This window comes from Streptomyces sp. NBC_00663 (assembly GCF_036226885.1).
Taxonomy (GTDB): Bacteria; Actinomycetota; Actinomycetes; order Streptomycetales; family Streptomycetaceae; genus Streptomyces.
Genome location: NZ_CP109027.1, coordinates 1,575,602 through 1,591,549, shown reverse-complemented (window position 1 = coordinate 1,591,549; position 15,948 = coordinate 1,575,602). Strand labels below are relative to the sequence as shown.

Annotated in this window: 13 protein-coding genes; 4 read left to right on the top strand and 9 right to left on the bottom strand. The window is 70.6% G+C overall.

All coding sequences use genetic code 11. The annotated features are described in order from the left end of the window. Positions 1-154: 154 nt before the first annotated feature. The 4 genes from OG866_RS07290 to OG866_RS07275 all read right to left on the bottom strand — a co-directional run bounded on the left by OG866_RS07290 (position 155) and on the right by OG866_RS07275 (position 3,393). Positions 155-841, bottom strand: a complete 687-nt coding sequence (locus tag OG866_RS07290) for a response regulator transcription factor (RefSeq protein WP_329332614.1) — start codon at positions 839-841, stop codon at positions 155-157. Continuing rightward, positions 838-2,019, bottom strand: a complete 1,182-nt coding sequence (locus OG866_RS07285) for a sensor histidine kinase (RefSeq protein WP_329332613.1) — start codon at positions 2,017-2,019, stop codon at positions 838-840. The genes OG866_RS07290 and OG866_RS07285 overlap by 4 nt, the downstream gene beginning before the upstream one ends. A 181-nt stretch (positions 2,020-2,200) precedes the next feature. Further along, the gene (locus tag OG866_RS07280) at positions 2,201-2,977 is read right to left on the bottom strand and encodes an IclR family transcriptional regulator (RefSeq protein ID WP_329332612.1); all 777 of its coding nucleotides are present in this window, start codon (positions 2,975-2,977) and stop codon (positions 2,201-2,203) included. After that, positions 2,974-3,393, bottom strand: coding sequence for a MarR family winged helix-turn-helix transcriptional regulator (locus OG866_RS07275; protein WP_329332611.1), 420 nt, complete (start codon positions 3,391-3,393; stop codon positions 2,974-2,976). Before OG866_RS07275 ends, OG866_RS07280 begins: the two co-directional genes overlap by 4 nt. Before the next feature lie 220 nt (positions 3,394-3,613). Between OG866_RS07275 and OG866_RS07270 the strand changes: the two genes are divergently transcribed. Genes OG866_RS07270 through OG866_RS07255 form a run of 4 tightly spaced genes read left to right on the top strand, consistent with a single transcriptional unit; the run spans position 3,614 to position 7,386 of the window. Continuing rightward, positions 3,614-4,531 (top strand): SDR family NAD(P)-dependent oxidoreductase, encoded by a 918-nt coding sequence (locus OG866_RS07270; protein ID WP_329332610.1) that lies wholly within the window; start codon positions 3,614-3,616, stop codon positions 4,529-4,531. Further along, the gene (locus tag OG866_RS07265; RefSeq protein WP_329332609.1) at positions 4,531-5,406 is read left to right on the top strand and encodes an amidohydrolase family protein; all 876 of its coding nucleotides are present in this window, start codon (positions 4,531-4,533) and stop codon (positions 5,404-5,406) included. The genes OG866_RS07270 and OG866_RS07265 overlap by 1 nt, the downstream gene beginning before the upstream one ends. A 10-nt stretch (positions 5,407-5,416) precedes the next feature. Further along, entirely contained in the window at positions 5,417-6,922 is a 1,506-nt protein-coding gene (locus tag OG866_RS07260; RefSeq protein WP_329332608.1) for an acyl-CoA synthetase, read from the top strand. An 8-nt stretch (positions 6,923-6,930) separates the two neighbouring features. After that, positions 6,931-7,386 (top strand): MaoC family dehydratase, encoded by a 456-nt coding sequence (locus tag OG866_RS07255; RefSeq protein WP_329332607.1) that lies wholly within the window; start codon positions 6,931-6,933, stop codon positions 7,384-7,386. A gap of 216 nt (positions 7,387-7,602) precedes the next feature. Here the strand turns inward: OG866_RS07255 and OG866_RS07250 are convergent, their stop codons facing one another. From OG866_RS07250 to OG866_RS07230, 5 genes are all read right to left on the bottom strand, one after another. Continuing rightward, positions 7,603-8,442 carry a PaaX family transcriptional regulator gene (locus OG866_RS07250; RefSeq protein ID WP_329332606.1) on the bottom strand — a complete coding sequence of 280 codons (840 nt, stop codon included), beginning with the start codon at positions 8,440-8,442 and terminating at the stop codon, positions 7,603-7,605. A 151-nt stretch (positions 8,443-8,593) separates the two neighbouring features. Next, complete coding sequence (locus OG866_RS07245) at positions 8,594-10,261, bottom strand: histidinol-phosphatase (protein ID WP_329332605.1); 1,668 nt, start codon at positions 10,259-10,261, stop codon at positions 8,594-8,596. A gap of 16 nt (positions 10,262-10,277) precedes the next feature. Next, complete coding sequence (locus tag OG866_RS07240; RefSeq protein WP_329332604.1) at positions 10,278-12,101, bottom strand: LamG-like jellyroll fold domain-containing protein; 1,824 nt, start codon at positions 12,099-12,101, stop codon at positions 10,278-10,280. A 35-nt stretch (positions 12,102-12,136) separates the two neighbouring features. Further along, the gene (locus tag OG866_RS07235) at positions 12,137-15,100 is read right to left on the bottom strand and encodes a glycoside hydrolase family 2 TIM barrel-domain containing protein (protein ID WP_329332603.1); all 2,964 of its coding nucleotides are present in this window, start codon (positions 15,098-15,100) and stop codon (positions 12,137-12,139) included. Continuing rightward, the gene (locus OG866_RS07230; RefSeq protein WP_329332602.1) at positions 15,097-15,936 is read right to left on the bottom strand and encodes a carbohydrate ABC transporter permease; all 840 of its coding nucleotides are present in this window, start codon (positions 15,934-15,936) and stop codon (positions 15,097-15,099) included. Before OG866_RS07230 ends, OG866_RS07235 begins: the two co-directional genes overlap by 4 nt. Positions 15,937-15,948: the final 12 nt, after the last annotated feature.

Here is a 15,948-nt window from a genome sequence, read left to right as displayed (position 1 = left end):
GGTTGACATGCCCTCAGGCTCGCGGGGAAGGCGGTGGTACCGGATCGCCGGAGGGAGCGGTTTCCGGGGCTCCGTCGTACGGGGGAGAAGAGGGCGGCGGCTCACTCGCGCGGGGGAGGCGACTTGCTGACCGCGCGCGGCGAACCGGTCGTGATCACGGTCCGTCGTTCTCGCCGGACGCCCCCGGCACCACCAGACCCGTCTCATAGGCGCAGATCACCGCCTGCACCCGGTCCCGCAGCCCCAACTTGCCCAGCACATTGCTGACATGGGTCTTCACGGTGTGCTCGCTCACGAACAGCGTCGTGGCGATCTCCGCGTTCGACAGCCCCCGCGCCAGCATCCGCAGCGTCTCCACCTCGCGGGCCGTCAGGACGTCCAGCCGGTCCGGGGTGACCTGCGCCGTGGCCTCCTCCCGGCGGCGGCGCACGATGTCCGCGACCAGCCGCCGGGTCACGGCGGGCGCGAGCAGCGAGTCCCCGGCGGCGACGACCCGCACGGCGTGCACCAGGTCGTCCCGGCGCACGTCCTTGAGCAGAAAGCCGCTGGCGCCCGCGTACAGGGCCTCGTAGACGTACTCGTCCAGGTCGAACGTGGTCAGCATGACGACCTTGCACGCGGACTGTCCGCACACCCGGCGGGCCGCCTCCAGGCCGTCCATCACCGGCATACGGATGTCGAGGAGCAGCACGTCCGGCGTGTGCCGCCGCACCGCGGCGACCGCCTCCGCGCCGTCCCCGGCCTCGGCGACGACCTCGATGTCCGCCTGCGCCTCCAGGATCATGCTGAAGCCGCTGCGGACGAGTTCCTGGTCGTCCGCGACGACCACCCGGATGCTCACCCCCGCGCCGCCTGCCGGTCACCGGCCGGAAGGCGTACGACGACCCGGAAACCGCCGTCCGGACCGCGCCCGGTGTGCGCGTCACCACCACAGGCCGCGGCCCGCTCCCGGATGCCGATCAGTCCGTGCCCGCCGCCCGGCGTCGTGGGCCCGCCTCCGTCGTCCGTCACCGTCAGCGTCAACCCCTCCTCCGTCCAGTCGAGTTGGACGGTCGCGGAGGAAGCGTACGCGTGCTTGACCGTGTTGGTGAGCGCCTCCTGGGTCACCCGGTAGGCCGCGATGTCGGTGTCCGGCGGGAGGGGGAGAGGCTCGCCCGTGGTGCTCAACTCCACTCGCAGGCCCGTGGATTCACCGACCTGGCGGACCAGTGCGGGCAGGGCTCTGATGCCGGGCTGCGGTGAAGTCCCGTTGCGCTGCTCCTCCTTGAGGACGCCGAGGATGCGCCGCAGCTGCGCCATCGCGTCCCGTCCCGCCCCCGCGATCGCCTCGAACGCGGCTTCCGCGCGCGCCGGATCGCTGCGGACGACGACCGGCCCGGCCTCGGCCTGCACCACCATCAGGCTCACCGCGTGGGCCAGGATGTCGTGCATGTCCCGGGCGATCCGGGCGCGCTCCTGTGCCGTCGCCCGCGCCGTGTCCGCGGCCCGCTCCCGTTCCAACCTCCGGGCCCGGTCCTCCAGTTCGGCGGTGTAGGCGCGCTGGACGCGGGCCAGCACACCGAACGCGTAGGCGCAGGCCACGCTCATCAGCTGGAAGGCGAACTCGAAGGGTTCCGGGCTCTCCTTGTGCAGCATGACGAGCGAGACGCCGATCGCCCAGCCGACCAGCATGAAGCGCCGCTGCCACGGCAGGCCCCGGGCGGCCATGGTGGAGAGGACCACGAACCCGCCGTACATCAGGTCCGGCGGCGGCGCGTGGTACAGCGCCTGCGCGGGAGTGGCCACCGACACCGCGCACGCCATCGCGAACGGCGCGCGGTGCCGCCACACCAGCGGGACCGCGGTCGCCGCGCCGAGCAGCCAGCCCTGCCAGGTCAGCCGGTCGTCCCCCTCGTCGGGGAAGATCCACTGGAGCGAGGCGGCGAACAGCACGAGCGCGGCGAGCGCGGTGTCGACGACGTAGGGATTCGCCGTACGCAGCCGCGCGACCAGCGGCGCGAACCAGAACTGAGCGGACATCGACGGCTCCTCGGGGCAGGGGCCGTCCCAGTATCGCGAGGGGCTCGGGGGCGATGCCTCGCCGGTGCGAGGGATATCCGGGTGCTCACTCACGGTTCCGTAACCTCACGGCTCCCCTTCACCGCGGTGGAAGTCGTACGCCGGCTGCCAGAGCGTCGCACGGGTGCCGTACGGGATCCCTCTACTTCTCCGGACGCCACCCGAGCGCCCGCGATATCCCGCGCGCGGCGACCCGCACCGCCGGTATCAACACCGGTACCTGGGCGTCGACTTGGGGCACCACGATCGACACCGCGGCCCTCACCGCGCCGCCCCGTCCGCGTACGGGGGCGGCCACCGACAGGGCGTCGTCGGTGACCTGACGGTCGCTCACCGCGACCCCCGTGCGCCGGGTCTCGGCCAGGACCCGGCGCAGCCGGGCCGGATCCGTGATCGTGTACGGGGTGAAGGCGGCGAGGGGGCCCGCGCAGTAGCGCTCCTGGGCGTCCGGGGTGTCGTGGGCCAGCAGCGCCAGCCCGACGCCGGTGGCGTGCAGCGGCCAGCGGGCGCCGACCCTGATGTGCACGCCGACCGACGAACGCCCCGACAGCCACTCGATGTACACGACCTCGGTGCCGTCCCGTACCGCCAACTGCACGTTCTCGTGCGTCGCTTCGTACAGGTCCTCCAGGTACGGCAGCGCGATCTGCCGCAGGGCGAGACCGCGCGGGGCGAGGGCCGCGACCTCCCACAGCCGTAGCCCGACGTGATAGACGCCGGAGTCGTCCCGCTCCAGGGCGCCCCACTCGGTGAGCGCGCCCACCAGCCGGTGCGCGGTGGTCAGGCTCAGGCCCGCCCGCCGGCTGATGTCGGTCAGGCTCAGGGCCGGGTGCCCGTGGTCGAACGCGCCGAGCACGGACAGCAGCCGGTCGGTCGCGGTGGCGGCGCCGGGTGAGCGGACTCTCGACTGGCCGGTCATGGCTGGTCGGCGATCCTCAGCAGCAGTGCGTGCAGCGCGTCGCGCTCGCCGGCGTCGAGCGGTTCCAGCAGGTCGTTGGTCACCCGCCGCCCCGCCTCGTCGGTGTCGCGGAGGAAGGCGAGGCCCTTCTCGGTCAGGACGACGATCTTGCTGCGCCGGTCGTCGGGCGAGGGGCGGCGCTCGGTGAGGCCGAGTTTCTCCAGGTCGTCGACCAGGCCGACGATCGCGCTCGGGTCGTAGCCGAGCCGGGTGCTCAGCTCCCGCTGGAGGGCGCCCGCGGAACCGGCGAGATAGCGCAGCACCGCGTAGTGGCGCAGCCGCAGCCCGGACTCCTGGAGGAACGTGTTGAAGAGCTGGCCGGAGCGCAGCCCCAGGCGGTAGAGCAGGTAGCCGGTGTCCGCGTGCAGCCCGCGCATCCACGGCTCGTCCGCGTCGATGGGCTTCGGGGTGGCGTGCTGGCGTGTGATGGCGGGCTCCCTGGGTCGCGGTACGGCAGGCAGATTCCAGCATGACGCACCCGTCGGTCGCCAACAACTATTGACGTCAACAATTATTGCTCTTAGCTTCGATCTCGAAGTCGCAGCGACGCGTCTCGACGGCGCGTCCCCCGCATCAGTTCGTGAAGGGACCTCACCCGTGCCCACCATCGATCTCTCCGGCAAGGTCGCCGTCGTCACCGGCAGCGGCCGGGGCCTCGGCCTCGCCTATGCGCACGCCCTCGCCGCCCACGGCGCCTCCGTGGTCGTCAACGACATCGACGAGGCCGTCGCCGAGCAGGCCGTGAAGTCCCTCACCGAGGCCGGCGGCACGGCCGTCGCCGAGGTCGTCCCGGTCGGGACGAGCGAGGCCGCGCAACGGCTGGTCGACCGAGCCGTCGCGGAGTTCGGGCGGCTCGACATCCTGGTCACCAACGCCGGCATCCTGCGCGACAAGGTGCTGTGGAAGATGACCGACGACGACTTCGACGCGGTGATCACCACCCACCTCAAGGGCACCTTCACCTGCGCCCGCGCCGCCGCGGTGCGGATGCGTGAGCAGGGTGAGGGCGGCTCCCTGATCCTGGTCGGCTCCCCGGCCGGTCAGCGCGGCAACTTCGGCCAGACCAACTACGCCGCCGCCAAGGCCGGCATCGCCGCCTTCGCCCGTACCTGGTCCATGGAGCTGGGCCGCGCGAACATCACCGTCAACGCGATCGTGCCGGTCGCCGCGACCGCGATGACCGAGACGATCCCCGCCTTCGCCCCGTACATCGAGGCCATGAGGAACGGCGAGCCGCTCCCGGACTTCCTCCGCAAGGGCGAGGGCTTCGGCACCCCCGAGGACTGCGCGGCCCTCGTCCCCTTCCTCGCCTCCGAGGCCGCCCGCTCCATCACGGGCCAGGCCATCGGCATCGGCGGCGACAAGGTGGCACTCTGGTCGCATCCGCAGGAGATCAAGGCGGCGTACGCCGACGGCGGCTGGACCCCGGACACCCTGGCCGACGCGTTCCCCACGTCGGTCGGCGCCGAGCTCCAGACGGTCGGCATCCCGGCGCCGAAGCTTCCGGAGGCGTGATGGACATCAGCGAGCTGGTCGCCATCGACGTACACACCCATGCGGAGGTGTCGTCCAAGGGCCACTCCTCCCTCGACGACGACCTGCACGACGCCTCCTCCGCCTACTTCAAGGTCGAGGGCAAGCGGAAGCCGACACTGGAGGAGACGGCCGCCTACTACCGCGAGCGGAAGATGGCCGCCGTGATCTTCACGGTGGACGCCGAGTCCGCGACCGGCACAGCGCCGGTCCCCAACGAGGAGGTCGCGGAAGCCGCCGCGGCCAACTCCGACGTCCTCATCCCCTTCGCCTCCATCGACCCCTTCCGCGGCAGGGCGGGCGTCAGGCAGGCCCGTCGTCTGGTCGAGGAGTACGGGGTGAAGGGCTTCAAGTTCCACCCCAGCATCCAGGGCTTCTTCCCCAACGACCGCTCCGTGGCGTACGACCTGTACGAGGTCATCGAGGAGACCGGCACGATCGCCCTGTTCCACACGGGTCAGACGGGCATCGGCGCCGGGGTCCCGGGTGGCGGGGGGATCAGGTTGAAGTACTCGAACCCCCTCCACGTGGACGACGTGGCCGCCGACTTCCCCCATCTGAAGATCATCCTGGCCCATCCGTCCTTCCCCTGGCAGGACGAGGCCCTGGCGGTCGCCACGCACAAGCCGGGCGTCCACATCGACCTCTCCGGCTGGTCCCCGAAGTACTTCCCGCCGCAACTCGTCCAGTACGCGAACACCCTGCTCAAGGACAAGGTGCTCTTCGGTTCCGACTTCCCCGTCCTCACCCCCGACCGCTGGCTCGCCGACTTCGCGAAGCTGCCGATCAAGGACGAGGTCAGGCCGAAGATCCTCAAGGAGAACGCCGCCCGTCTGCTCGGGCTGACCAAGCCATAAGGGGCCGTAGATGCGCAACGAGGGACTGGGGTCATGGCCCGCACGCCGGGCCCGCAAGACCCCGCACCGCACCGCACTGGTGCACGGCGACACGGCATGGACGTACGCGCAACTGCACGAACGCACCACCCGCCTCGCCCACGCACTGCGCGCCCGGGGCGTCCGACGCGGCGACCGGATCGCCTACCTCGGCCCCAACCACCCCTCCTACCTGGAGACATTGTTCGCGGCGGGCACCCTCGGCGCGGTCTTCGTCCCCCTCAACATCCGCCTCGCGGGACCGGAGATCGCCTACCAGCTCACCGACTCCGGCACCAAGGCACTCGTCTACGGCCCCCAGTACGCGGGCCTGGTCGCCGGCCTGCCGGGCGACACGGACGTGCGGGCGTACGTCGAGGTGGGCGCCGTGTACGAGGAGGAACTGGCGAAAGCGGCCACGGACGAGCCGATCGACGAACCGGTCGCCCCCGACGACACCTGCATCATCATGTACACCTCGGGCACGACCGGCCGCCCCAAGGGCGCGATGCTCACCCACGCCAACCTGACCTGGAACGCGCTCAACGTCCTCGTCGACACCGACCTGATCGCCGACGAACGCGCCCTGGTCTCGGCCCCGTTGTTCCACACGGCGGGCCTGAACATGCTGACCCTGCCGGTCCTGCTGAAGGGCGGCACCTGCGTCCTGGTGGAGGCCTTCGACCCGCAGACCACCTTCGACCTCATCGAACGCCACCGCATCACCTTCATGTTCGGCGTCCCGACGATGTTCGAACAGATCGCCCGCCACCCGCGCTGGCCGGACGCGGACCTCTCCTCCCTGCGCATCCTCACCTGCGGCGGCTCACCGGTCCCGACCGCGATGATCGCGGCCTACCAAGAGCGGGACCTGACCTTCCTCCAGGGCTACGGCATGACGGAAGCCTCCCCCGGCACGCTCTTCCTGGACGCCGAACACGCGGTCACCAAGGCCGGTTCGGCGGGCGTACCGCACTTCTTCAGCGATGTACGGGTCGTACGGCCGGACATGGCGCCGGTCGACATCGGCGAGACCGGCGAGATCGCCGTCCGCGGCCCCCATGTCATGCCCGGCTACTGGGGGTTGCCGGAAGAGACGGCCGCCTCCTTCACGGACGGCTGGTTCCGCAGCGGGGACGCCGCCCGCGTCGACGAGGACGGCTATGTCTTCGTCGTCGACCGCATCAAGGACATGATCATCTCGGGCGGCGAGAACATCTACCCCGCCGAGATCGAGGACCTGCTCCTCACCCACCCCGACATCGTCGAGTGCGCGGTCATCGGCGTACCCGACGACAAGTGGGGCGAGGTACCACGCGCGGTCGTCGTCCCCCGCGAGGGCGCCACCCTCGACCCCGACGCGGTACTGGCGTCCCTGGCCGGCCGCCTCGCCAAGTACAAGATCCCCAAGTCGGTGGTCCTCGCGGCCGAGTTGCCGCGCACCGCCTCCGGAAAACTCCTCAAGTCCCGCGTCCGTACCCGCTACGGCAACAGCTAAGGAACCCCATGAGCATCACCGTCAACGGCCTCGACGAACTCAAGAAGCTCGCCGGAAGCGACCTCGGCACCAGTGAGTGGATCGAGGTCACCCAGGACCGCATCAACACCTTCGCCGACGCCACGGGCGACCACCAGTGGATCCACGTCGACCCGGCACGCGCCGCCGAGGGCCCCTTCGGCGCCCCGATAGCCCACGGCTACCTGACCCTCTCGCTCTTCATCCCCCTGTTCACCGAACTCCTGGACGTCCAGGGCGTCACGACCAAGGTCAACTACGGCCTCAACAAGGTCCGTTTCCCCTCCCCGGTGAAGGTCGGCTCCCGAATCCGGCTGGTGGGGAAGCTGACGGATGTCGAGGACGTCGCGGGCGGGGTGCAGATCGCCGTCGACGGGGTCATCGAGATCGAGGGCGGGGGGAAGCCGGCTGCGGTGTTGCAGAGCCTTTCGCGGTTCTACGCATAGCCGCGTGCATCCCGAACTCGGGGACCGTTACCGTACGTTCGGGCTGTGCGGACCGGCCAAGGTCCACGCGTTCCGGCGCGACTACCAGAAGGCCGTACCGCACCTGGCCCGGCGCATCGTCGAGGTCGGCGAGAGCGTCGTCGTGGAACACGGCACCCCGGACGGCCTGAGCGGCGCGCGCGATACCTGGAGCCGCAGCTCGTGTGACGGACCGTGTCAGCCCGCGTCGTCCGTGCCGCCGCGCACCGCCACCAGGTCCAGAAGGCGTCCCGCCGCCTCCTTGGCCAGCGGTGTCAGCCGTTCGTGTACTCGGCGGAACGTCTTCTCCGCCTGCTCCGCCGGCCAGTCGTCCGGCAGATGCTTCACCGGCAGTCGGGGATCGCGCCGGATGACCCGGAGCCACTCGGCCTGGAGGAGGAGGCGTTGGGCCAGGGCCTCGTCGGCTTCCGGTGCCCGCGTCTCCCAGGGCTGCCAGCGGCGTACGAACGCCTCGTAGCGGTCTGCGAGTTCGGCCAGCTCCCAGGTCTCCTCGATCATCGCGCCGATGTCCATGCCGGTGTCGGCGTGCGCGCGGAAGACCTTCACATGGGCGGACAGGCCGAGCTCGGCGACCAGTTCGGCGACGTCGACCTCGCCGGGGGCGATCCACAGGCCGCTGAACAGGGGGCCGAAGCCGCTCCAGGTGAGTTTGGAGCGCAGGTCGTGGCGTTGGCGCTGCCAGGACTCGGGGAGGGAGAAGCCGAGGAGGGTCCAGGTGCCGTCCCAGTGGCGGTTCACGGCGCCCGTCTGCCAGATACGGCGTTCGCCGTCCCGCAGGACCGCCGCCGAGTGCTCGGTCAGACCGAAGTACATGCGGCGGCCCTCGCGCTGCCGGCGCAGCAGGCCGCGGTTCACCATGCGGGTCAGTGTCGAGCGCGTCGCCTGTTCGCCGACGCCGACGCGGGCGAACACGTCGATGACGCTGCCCGAGTACACGCAGACGTCACGCCCGAGCACCTGGTCGCCCAGGAACGTGAGCATGAGGGACTGGGGCCGCAGCGACTCTTCCGTGGTCACGCGGCCACCGTACCCCGCTCCCATCAGCCGGTGACCTGCCGGTACGAGGACACGGCGGTGGCGACCGCGCACCCGCCCGGCGGAATCATCTCCGCGCCGAGCCCGCCGCCGCCCGCGTCGTCGTCGGCGCCGACCGTGAGGCGACGCTCCCTCAGGAACCCGTCACGTCGACGAAGACGGGGTTCGAATAGAACCACGTGTCCGCCCACGGGTCACCGTCGCCGGGCGTGTGCGGGATCGGCCCGTTGGGGTCGACGGACGCGCCGAGGTAGCCGGCACCATGGCGGTTGCCGTCGCTGCCGCGCAGCCGGACGTAGAAGGACTCGTCCCCGGCGGTCAGCGGGATGCGCAGGGTGTACGTCCCCTTCCGGCCGCTCACGTCCGTCGTCCGGACGACCCTCGTGTCGGGGGCCCGCCAGGAGTCACGCTCGGTCACCGGGCCGCGCACCGCACCCCGGATCACGTCCACGTGCGCCAACTCCGGCAGAATTCCCTGGGGGTTGGGCCGCGACGCGGTCGTGACCGTCACGTACAGGGTGATCTTCTCGCCCTTGCGGACGCGCAGCCGGCCGCCGAGCGTGACTCCCCGGCCCGCGTCGCAGTCCCGCTTCAGGCGGACGTCGAGGCCGTCGAGCAGATGCCCGTGGTCCAGCCAGACGCGGCCCGCGCGCAGACCCGCCATCACCGCGCGGTAGCCGTAGCGGGAGACGCCGACGTGCGTGCGGCTGAACTCGCCCGGCCAGAAGTCGCTGCCCGGCTGCGGGGTGTCGGTGTTCACCGGGTCGGGCAGCCTGCCGGTGTTGTCGAAGTTCTGGCCGGCCGGCCAGTCGCCGTTCTTCCAGGTGTCGAAGACGGTCCGGTGGTTGTCGGAGTTGGTGGTGATCGAGAACAGTCTGCCCTCGGCCAGCATCGCGTCCCACAGACCGCCGACGGTCGCCGTCGCCCAGTCGAAGCCGCCGTACGTCACATACGCCTCGGCCGGATAGCCCGCCCAGGACTGCGCCGACGGCTTGTTCTCGTACTCCCCGCGGATGGACGTCGCCCCGCGCCAGCCGGGGAGCGCCGCGCCCTGGGCGCCCGGTGCGCCCTCCATGCCGATCATGATCTCGGGGGCCGCGTCCCGCCAGTTGCGCATCTCGTGCGGGGAGTCGATGCCCAGGCGGAGGGGGTGGTTGGCGATGACGAGGACGTCGTCGACATAGCCCGAACGGCGTTGTTCCGCCAGCCACTTGATGGCCTTGACGGCATGCGCCTCGTTGCGGTCGGTGTCGGTCGCGCCGGCCGCGCCCTCGGTGTAGCCGAGCAGCTTGCCGTCGTAGGCGAGCTCGAACTGGGTGAGCAGGTCGGTCTCGTGGGGGCCGGGCGCGGCGAAGACGGTGCAGTGCTCGGCGGCCGGGATGTACCACTCCAGGCCCTGGAAGATCAGCTGGCGCGGGTTCTCCGCGCGGGCCTTGAGGATCTCCTCGTGCTCCAGCTTCGCGCCGTAGGAGGCGTGTCCGAAGTTGGAGTGCTCGTTGAACACCATCCAGTCCAGGCCGTACTTGGCGGCGGCCTTGGCCTGCTGGGAGAACGTGTACTTGGCGTCGTGGCTGTAGACGGAGTGGATGTGGTGGTCGCCGACGAGGTAGGCGAGCCGCGGGTCGTCGCCGCCGAGACGCTGTTCGGCGGCCATGGCGGGCACGGCCGCCCCGCCGAGGGCGAAGGCGGCGCCGAACAGGCCGGCGCCGCGCAGGAGCCCACGCCTCGACAGGCCCTGCGGGTCGAGGTCGGCGGGGGAGACGGAGGGGTCGGCCCAGGAGGGCAGCTGCTGTTCGGTCATGACGATCCTCGACAGGTCAGTGGTTCATGAAGGACGTGACGGGCAGCGCCCGTTCGACGATGCGGACGTCGCCGAGGCGTCCGTGCAGGATCTGGTCGATCTTCCCGCCGTACTCGTAGCCGCCCAGCAGCCACGGCAGTCCGACGGAGGCGATGCCGGTCGACGTCGCCTTGGGGTTGCGGACGACCGGGCAGCCCTCGACGTAGAGGGTGGTGTGCCGGCCGTCGTTGACGATCGCGAGGTGCCACCAGGTCTCCAGCGGCGTCTCCTGGCCCCAGTTGGTCGCGATGCCCTCCTGGTTCAGCGGGCGCATCGCCCACTGCGGCTCACGGTCGTTGGAGAGGGACAGCGTGGCCAGCGGCTCGTCGGGGTCGTCGGCGGTCTGGCCGGCGGCGCCGCCCGTGCCGGTACGGCTGACGATGCCGGACCAGGCATGGTGGTCGGGGTCCCAGTCGGCGGGGAGGCGATAGAAGGCCTCGATGGTGTAACCGGCCTTGAACGTCGCCGAGTTGAGCGGGGCGCCGTCGACCGTGCGCAGATACGCGCCCTTCAGCGGCGACTTGTAGCCCTGGAACTCCAGGCTGCCGTGGCCGGGTTGGTCGGGATGGTGGTCGGACGACCAGCCGAGCGTGCCGCCGCCCACGGTCACGAGACCGAGGTCGTTGCCGCGGCCGGACAGGTCACGCACCTTGTCGCCGACCGCCCTGTCGAACCGCCAGTACGCCACCGTGCCCGGGATCAGCATTCGCGACACGGGGCGGGCCGGACGGGCGGGCACCGGCGCGAAGCCGGAGAACCGGTCGGCGAAGTCGATGTCCACCGTGAACCGGTCGGCGTCACCGCTGAGTTCGATCTCCTGCCGCTCCAGCTCGTTGAGCCCCTTCCCGGCCCGGCCCAGGATCCACGGCGAGACCGTCTCGACGTCGATCACGTTCCGGTCCAGGTCGAAGCGGTAGAGCCGGATCATCGCGGCCCCGCCGAAATAGCGGTTCTGGTAGTTCGTCAGATGGAGGTGGACGTCATGTCCGGCCGCGTTCTCGCGCGTTGCGCGGGCGGCGGGCCAGTAGTGGCCGTTGAGGGTGAGGAAGATCTGGTCGTGGTCCGCCACCAGCCGGTCCCACAGCTGCTGCCCGTACGCGGACAGGGTGTCGTCCTCGACGACCAGCTCGTGCGTGGTGAGGATGACCGGCGTATTCGGGTGGGCGGCCAGCACGTCCTTCGCCCACGCGTAACCCTGGTCCGACAGCCGCCAGTCCAGTGCGAGGACCAGCCACTCCCGGCCCGCGGCCCGGAAGAGGTGGAAGGTGTTGTAGCCGTCGGCGGAGGCCCCGCCGAACGTGGACTTCCCCTTGAACCGGTCAGGGCCGAACGCGTCCAGATAGGGCGTCGCCCCGCGCTGGTCGGTCGTCGACGACTTCACGTCGTGGTTGCCGGCGAGGACGCTGTAGCCGACCTCGCGCCGGTCGAGCACCTTGAACGCCTCGCTGATCGCGGCGACTTCGGCCGGGGCCCCGTTCTGGGTCAGGTCCCCGAGGTGGGACAGGAAGACGATGTTCTCGTCCTTGCCGTGCTCCAGCAGATAGCGCAGCGAGGCCTCGACCGGCGCCTTGTCGATGCTCGGCCCGTCGAAGAGGTACTGGGTGTCGGGCATGACGGCGAGGGTGAAGCGACGGCTGTCGGTGTCCGGGCGCCGGCGTGACGCGGGGGCGGCCTCGGCCACGGTCGGCAGCGCGACCCCGGCCGTGGCCGCCGCGCCCAGCAGGGCCGTCGCCCGGAGGAAACCGCGTCGTCCGGCGCCCGCCTGGGCATGCTCGGTCCCGTGCTCATGCGAAGTGCACACGTGTGCTCCGTAAAAGGGGTGAAAACCAGGGGAGTTCAGAGAACGCGCAGGGTCCAGCTCCAGCGGTGGACACCCGGTGCGATGAGATAGGAAGGGAACGTGTCGGGGCCGCACGACGCCGTGCCGAGACCCCGGTGGGCCGCGTCGATGTGCACCACGCACCCGGGACGCGGGACCAGTTGGTCGTGGTGGGTGACGGAGGTGAGGTCCTCGGCCCGGTAGCGGGTCACGGAGACCTGACGCGGCTCGTCGAGCGCGACCGCGAGCCCGGTCCCGTCCGGCGCCGACAGCCTGAAGTGCCGTACGCCGTGTCGGCCGCCGCTCTCCTGCGGACGCAAGTAGGGGGTGAACAGCTCGTCCACCGGCACCGAGTGGTGGCCCACGGGAGCCCCGCCGGAACGGTCCGGATACGACTCCCAGGGCCCGGGCCCGTACCACTCCATCAGGTCGAGGCCGGGCACCGTCTCGAACACCGAGCCCACCCGCGCCACATCGGCGAGCGCGTCCGGCAGTTCGGCCGACTCCTCGATCCGCACCCCGCCCTCGACGGGCGTGAACACCTGCACATGCCGTACGACACCCACCTCGGCGGCGTACTCGGCCAGCACGGTGACCTGCTCCCTGTCCCGGCGCACGTCGACGACCTTGCGGACCAGGGCGTCCAGCCCCCAGGCCCGCCAACGCAGTGCCATGCCCCCCAGCTCGTCGTTGTCGGTGGGCGCCCGCCACAGGGAGAGCGCGGGAGCGGCGGCGAGGAGGGGGTGGACAAGCAGGCCATCGGAATCCACGGCCACCGCGCCGGAACGGTTTTCCGAATCCACGGCCACCGCGCCGGAACGGTTCTCCAGCACAGCCACCGCAGCCTCACGCAACCGCACCTGCGGTACACACACCACCGTCCCCCGAGGCGCCCACGCCTCCTCCCGCGCGGTCGTCACCCGCAGCGTCAGCCACGCCTCCCCGCCGTCCACCGGCAGCCCGAAGGGGAGAGGCACGGCCGCCGTCTCACCCGGCCGCAGGTCAGGCAGCTCGGCCGGCGCGGTCAGGACCCGGCCGTCGGCCAGGGACAGCTCCCATTCACCGGACAGCCAGTCCAGGCCCCGGAAATGCTGATGGTTGCCGAGGATGATGCCCTCGTGCCGGTAGGCCTCGATCCGGACCGGCGCCGCGATCTCCCGGTGTTCGTACATCACCGGCTTGGGCGTGCGGTCCGGGAACACCACGCCGTCGGCGATGAACGCCCCGTCATGTAGGCGTTCGCCGAAGTCACCGCCGTACGCCCAGCGGTACCCGGGCGCGGCGACACCGTTGTCATAGAGCCCGGCGCCCCCACGCCCGACCGGTCTTCCGTCGCTCACGCGCTGAAGGATGCCGTGGTCCCAGAACTCCCAGATGAACCCGCCCTGAAGACCCGGGGTGGACTCGATGGCGGCCCAATGGTCGGCCAGCGTGCCGTTGCTGTTGCCCATGGCGTGCGAGTACTCGCACTGGATGAGCGGCTTGGTCTGCTCGCCGGAGAGCGCGTGCGCGACGCAGTCCTCCAGCGGCGCGTACATCGGACAGGCGATGTCGGAGGCCACCCCCGGATCCGCCCAGCCCAGTTTGGCGGCGCCCTCGTACTGGATCGGCCGCGTCGGATCGTGCCGGCGCACCCAGCCGGCCGCGGCGTCGTGGTTGGCCCCGTAGTCGGACTCGTTGCCGAGGGACCAGACGATCACCGAGGGGTGGTTCTTGTCGCGCAGCACCATGCGTGAGACGCGGTCCACGAAGGCGTTCAGATAGCGCGGGTCGTCCGAGATCTCATGGGCGTGGTCGTGCGACTCGATGTCCGCCTCGTCGACGACGTAGAAACCGAGCTCGTCGGCGAGGCCGTACAGACCGGGGTCGTTGGGGTAGTGGGCGGTGCGGATCGCGTTGAAGCCGAAGCGCTTGAGCAGGATCAGATCCGCGCGCATGTCGTCGTACGACACCGTCCGCCCGGTCAGCGGATGGAAGTCGTGCCGGTTGACGCCCCGGATGTAGACCCGCTCGCCGTTGACCAGCAGGTCCCGGCCGGCGATCTCGACGTCACGGAAGCCGATCCGGTGGTACGACGTGTCGGCGACCGTGCCGTCCGCGCGGTGCAGTCGGACCGTCAGGCCGTACAGCTCGGGTGTCTCGGCGTTCCAGGTGCGCACGTCGGGGACGGTGGCCCGCATCCGGGCCTCGCCGAGGAAGTCGGAGACGCGCTCGTCCTCGGTGTTCAGGCGGTCGAACTCCGTGTCCCGCGTCAACGGCTGTCCGTCGAGGTCCCCGCTGACGTACCACCCCTCGGGCAGCGCCCCGCCCCTGTCCCGCACCTGGCAGTCGACGCGCAGTTCGCCGCTGTACGCGGCCCGTACGGTCACGTCCGCGAGGTGCAGCGGATCCGTGGCGTACAGCAGCACCGGGCGGGTGATCCCGCCGTGCCACCACTGGTCCTGGTCCTCGATGTGCGAGGCGTCCGACCATTTGACGACCGTGAGGCGCAGCGTGCTGGACGAGCCGGGGGCGACGAGGCCCGTCAGGTCGAACTCGGCCGCCAGGTGGGAGTCCTTGGAGAGGCCCACCGGCCGCCCGTCGACATGGACGAGGAGCACGCTCTCGGCGGCGCCGACCTGGAGGACGATCCGGCGTCCGGTCCAGTCGGCGGGGACGTCGATCTCGCGCTCGTACACCCCCGTCGGGTTCGCCGAAGGGACGGACGGCGGGAACTCCGCGAACGGCATACGGATGTTCAGGTACTGCGGCAGGTCGTCCGTGCCCTGCATCGTCCAGACGCCGGGGACATGGGCCGACGACCAGGGACCGCCGACCGGCGCGTCCGGAACGGGCAGCAACCGAAAACGCCAGTCGCCGTCCTGGGGGAGTGATCCGGAGCGCCGGTCGACGGCGTTCATGGGGAGCCGCCCCCAGGAGGTCACCTCGGGTGTCTCCCAGGGGCGCAGGGCGATGAGCGGATCGAGCGGATCGCGGTTCATCCGCGGACGGCTCCCTTCGCGAGGTCGCCGATGATCTGCTTGGCGCCGACCGCGAACACGATCAGCAGCGGGATGAGGGCGAGCAGCGCGCCCGTCATCACGATGCCGTAGTCGGTGGTGCCGTGGGTGCCGTTGAGCTGGGACAGCGCGACCTGCAAGGTCACGTTGTCGGGGTTGGTGAGGGCGATCAGGGGCCAGGCGAAGTCGTTCCACTGGCCCATGAAGGTGAAGATGCCGAGGAAGGCGAGACCGGGGCGGACCACCGGCAGCGCCACATGCCAGTACTGGCGCAGGAAGTTCGCGCCGTCCAGCTTGGAGGCGTCGAGGAGTTCGTCGTGGATGGCGCTCTTCATGTACTGGCGCATCCAGAAGATGCCGAACGCGTTGGCCGCGGCCGGCACGATCAGCGCGGTCATCGAGCCGATCCAGCCGATCTTCGCCATGATGACGAACTGCGGGATGACCGAAAGCTGCGCCGGCACCATGAAGATGATCATGAGCAGCCCGAACAGCATGTTCTTGCCGGGGAACTCGAACTTGGCGAAGACGAACGCGGCCAGCGAGTCGAAGAGCAGGACCAGGAAGGTCACCGACACCGCGACCAGCAGCGAGTTCCACATCGACCCGAAGAAGTCGATGGCGTCGAAGAGATGGCGGACGTTCTCCAGGAAGTGCGTGCCCGGCAGCAGCTTCGGCGGGTAGGAGAAGATCTCCGTCGAGCTGTGCGTCGACATGATCACGGCCCAGTAGAACGGGAAGGCCGAGATGATCGTGCCGATGATCAGCGGGAGGTGCAGCGCGATCCCTCTGCGGCGGGACCCCTTGATGGATGCCATGGTGGGCCCTTC

Bases quoted from the DNA above. Each gene is read 5' to 3' on its own strand.
- OG866_RS07265 (WP_329332609.1), top strand. From the start codon at position 4,531: ATGGACATCAGCGAGCTGGTCGCCATCGACGTACACACCCATGCGGAG.
- OG866_RS07230 (WP_329332602.1), bottom strand. From the start codon at position 15,936: ATGGCATCCATCAAGGGGTCCCGCCGCAGAGGGATCGCGCTGCACCTC.
- OG866_RS07245 (WP_329332605.1), bottom strand. From the start codon at position 10,261: ATGACCGAACAGCAGCTGCCCTCCTGGGCCGACCCCTCCGTCTCCCCC.
- OG866_RS07285 (WP_329332613.1), bottom strand. From the start codon at position 2,019: ATGTCCGCTCAGTTCTGGTTCGCGCCGCTGGTCGCGCGGCTGCGTACG.
- OG866_RS07260 (WP_329332608.1), top strand. From the start codon at position 5,417: ATGCGCAACGAGGGACTGGGGTCATGGCCCGCACGCCGGGCCCGCAAG.
- OG866_RS07255 (WP_329332607.1), top strand. From the start codon at position 6,931: ATGAGCATCACCGTCAACGGCCTCGACGAACTCAAGAAGCTCGCCGGA.
- OG866_RS07280 (WP_329332612.1), bottom strand. From the start codon at position 2,977: ATGACCGGCCAGTCGAGAGTCCGCTCACCCGGCGCCGCCACCGCGACC.
- OG866_RS07275 (WP_329332611.1), bottom strand. From the start codon at position 3,393: ATGCGCGGGCTGCACGCGGACACCGGCTACCTGCTCTACCGCCTGGGG.
- OG866_RS07235 (WP_329332603.1), bottom strand. From the start codon at position 15,100: ATGAACCGCGATCCGCTCGATCCGCTCATCGCCCTGCGCCCCTGGGAG.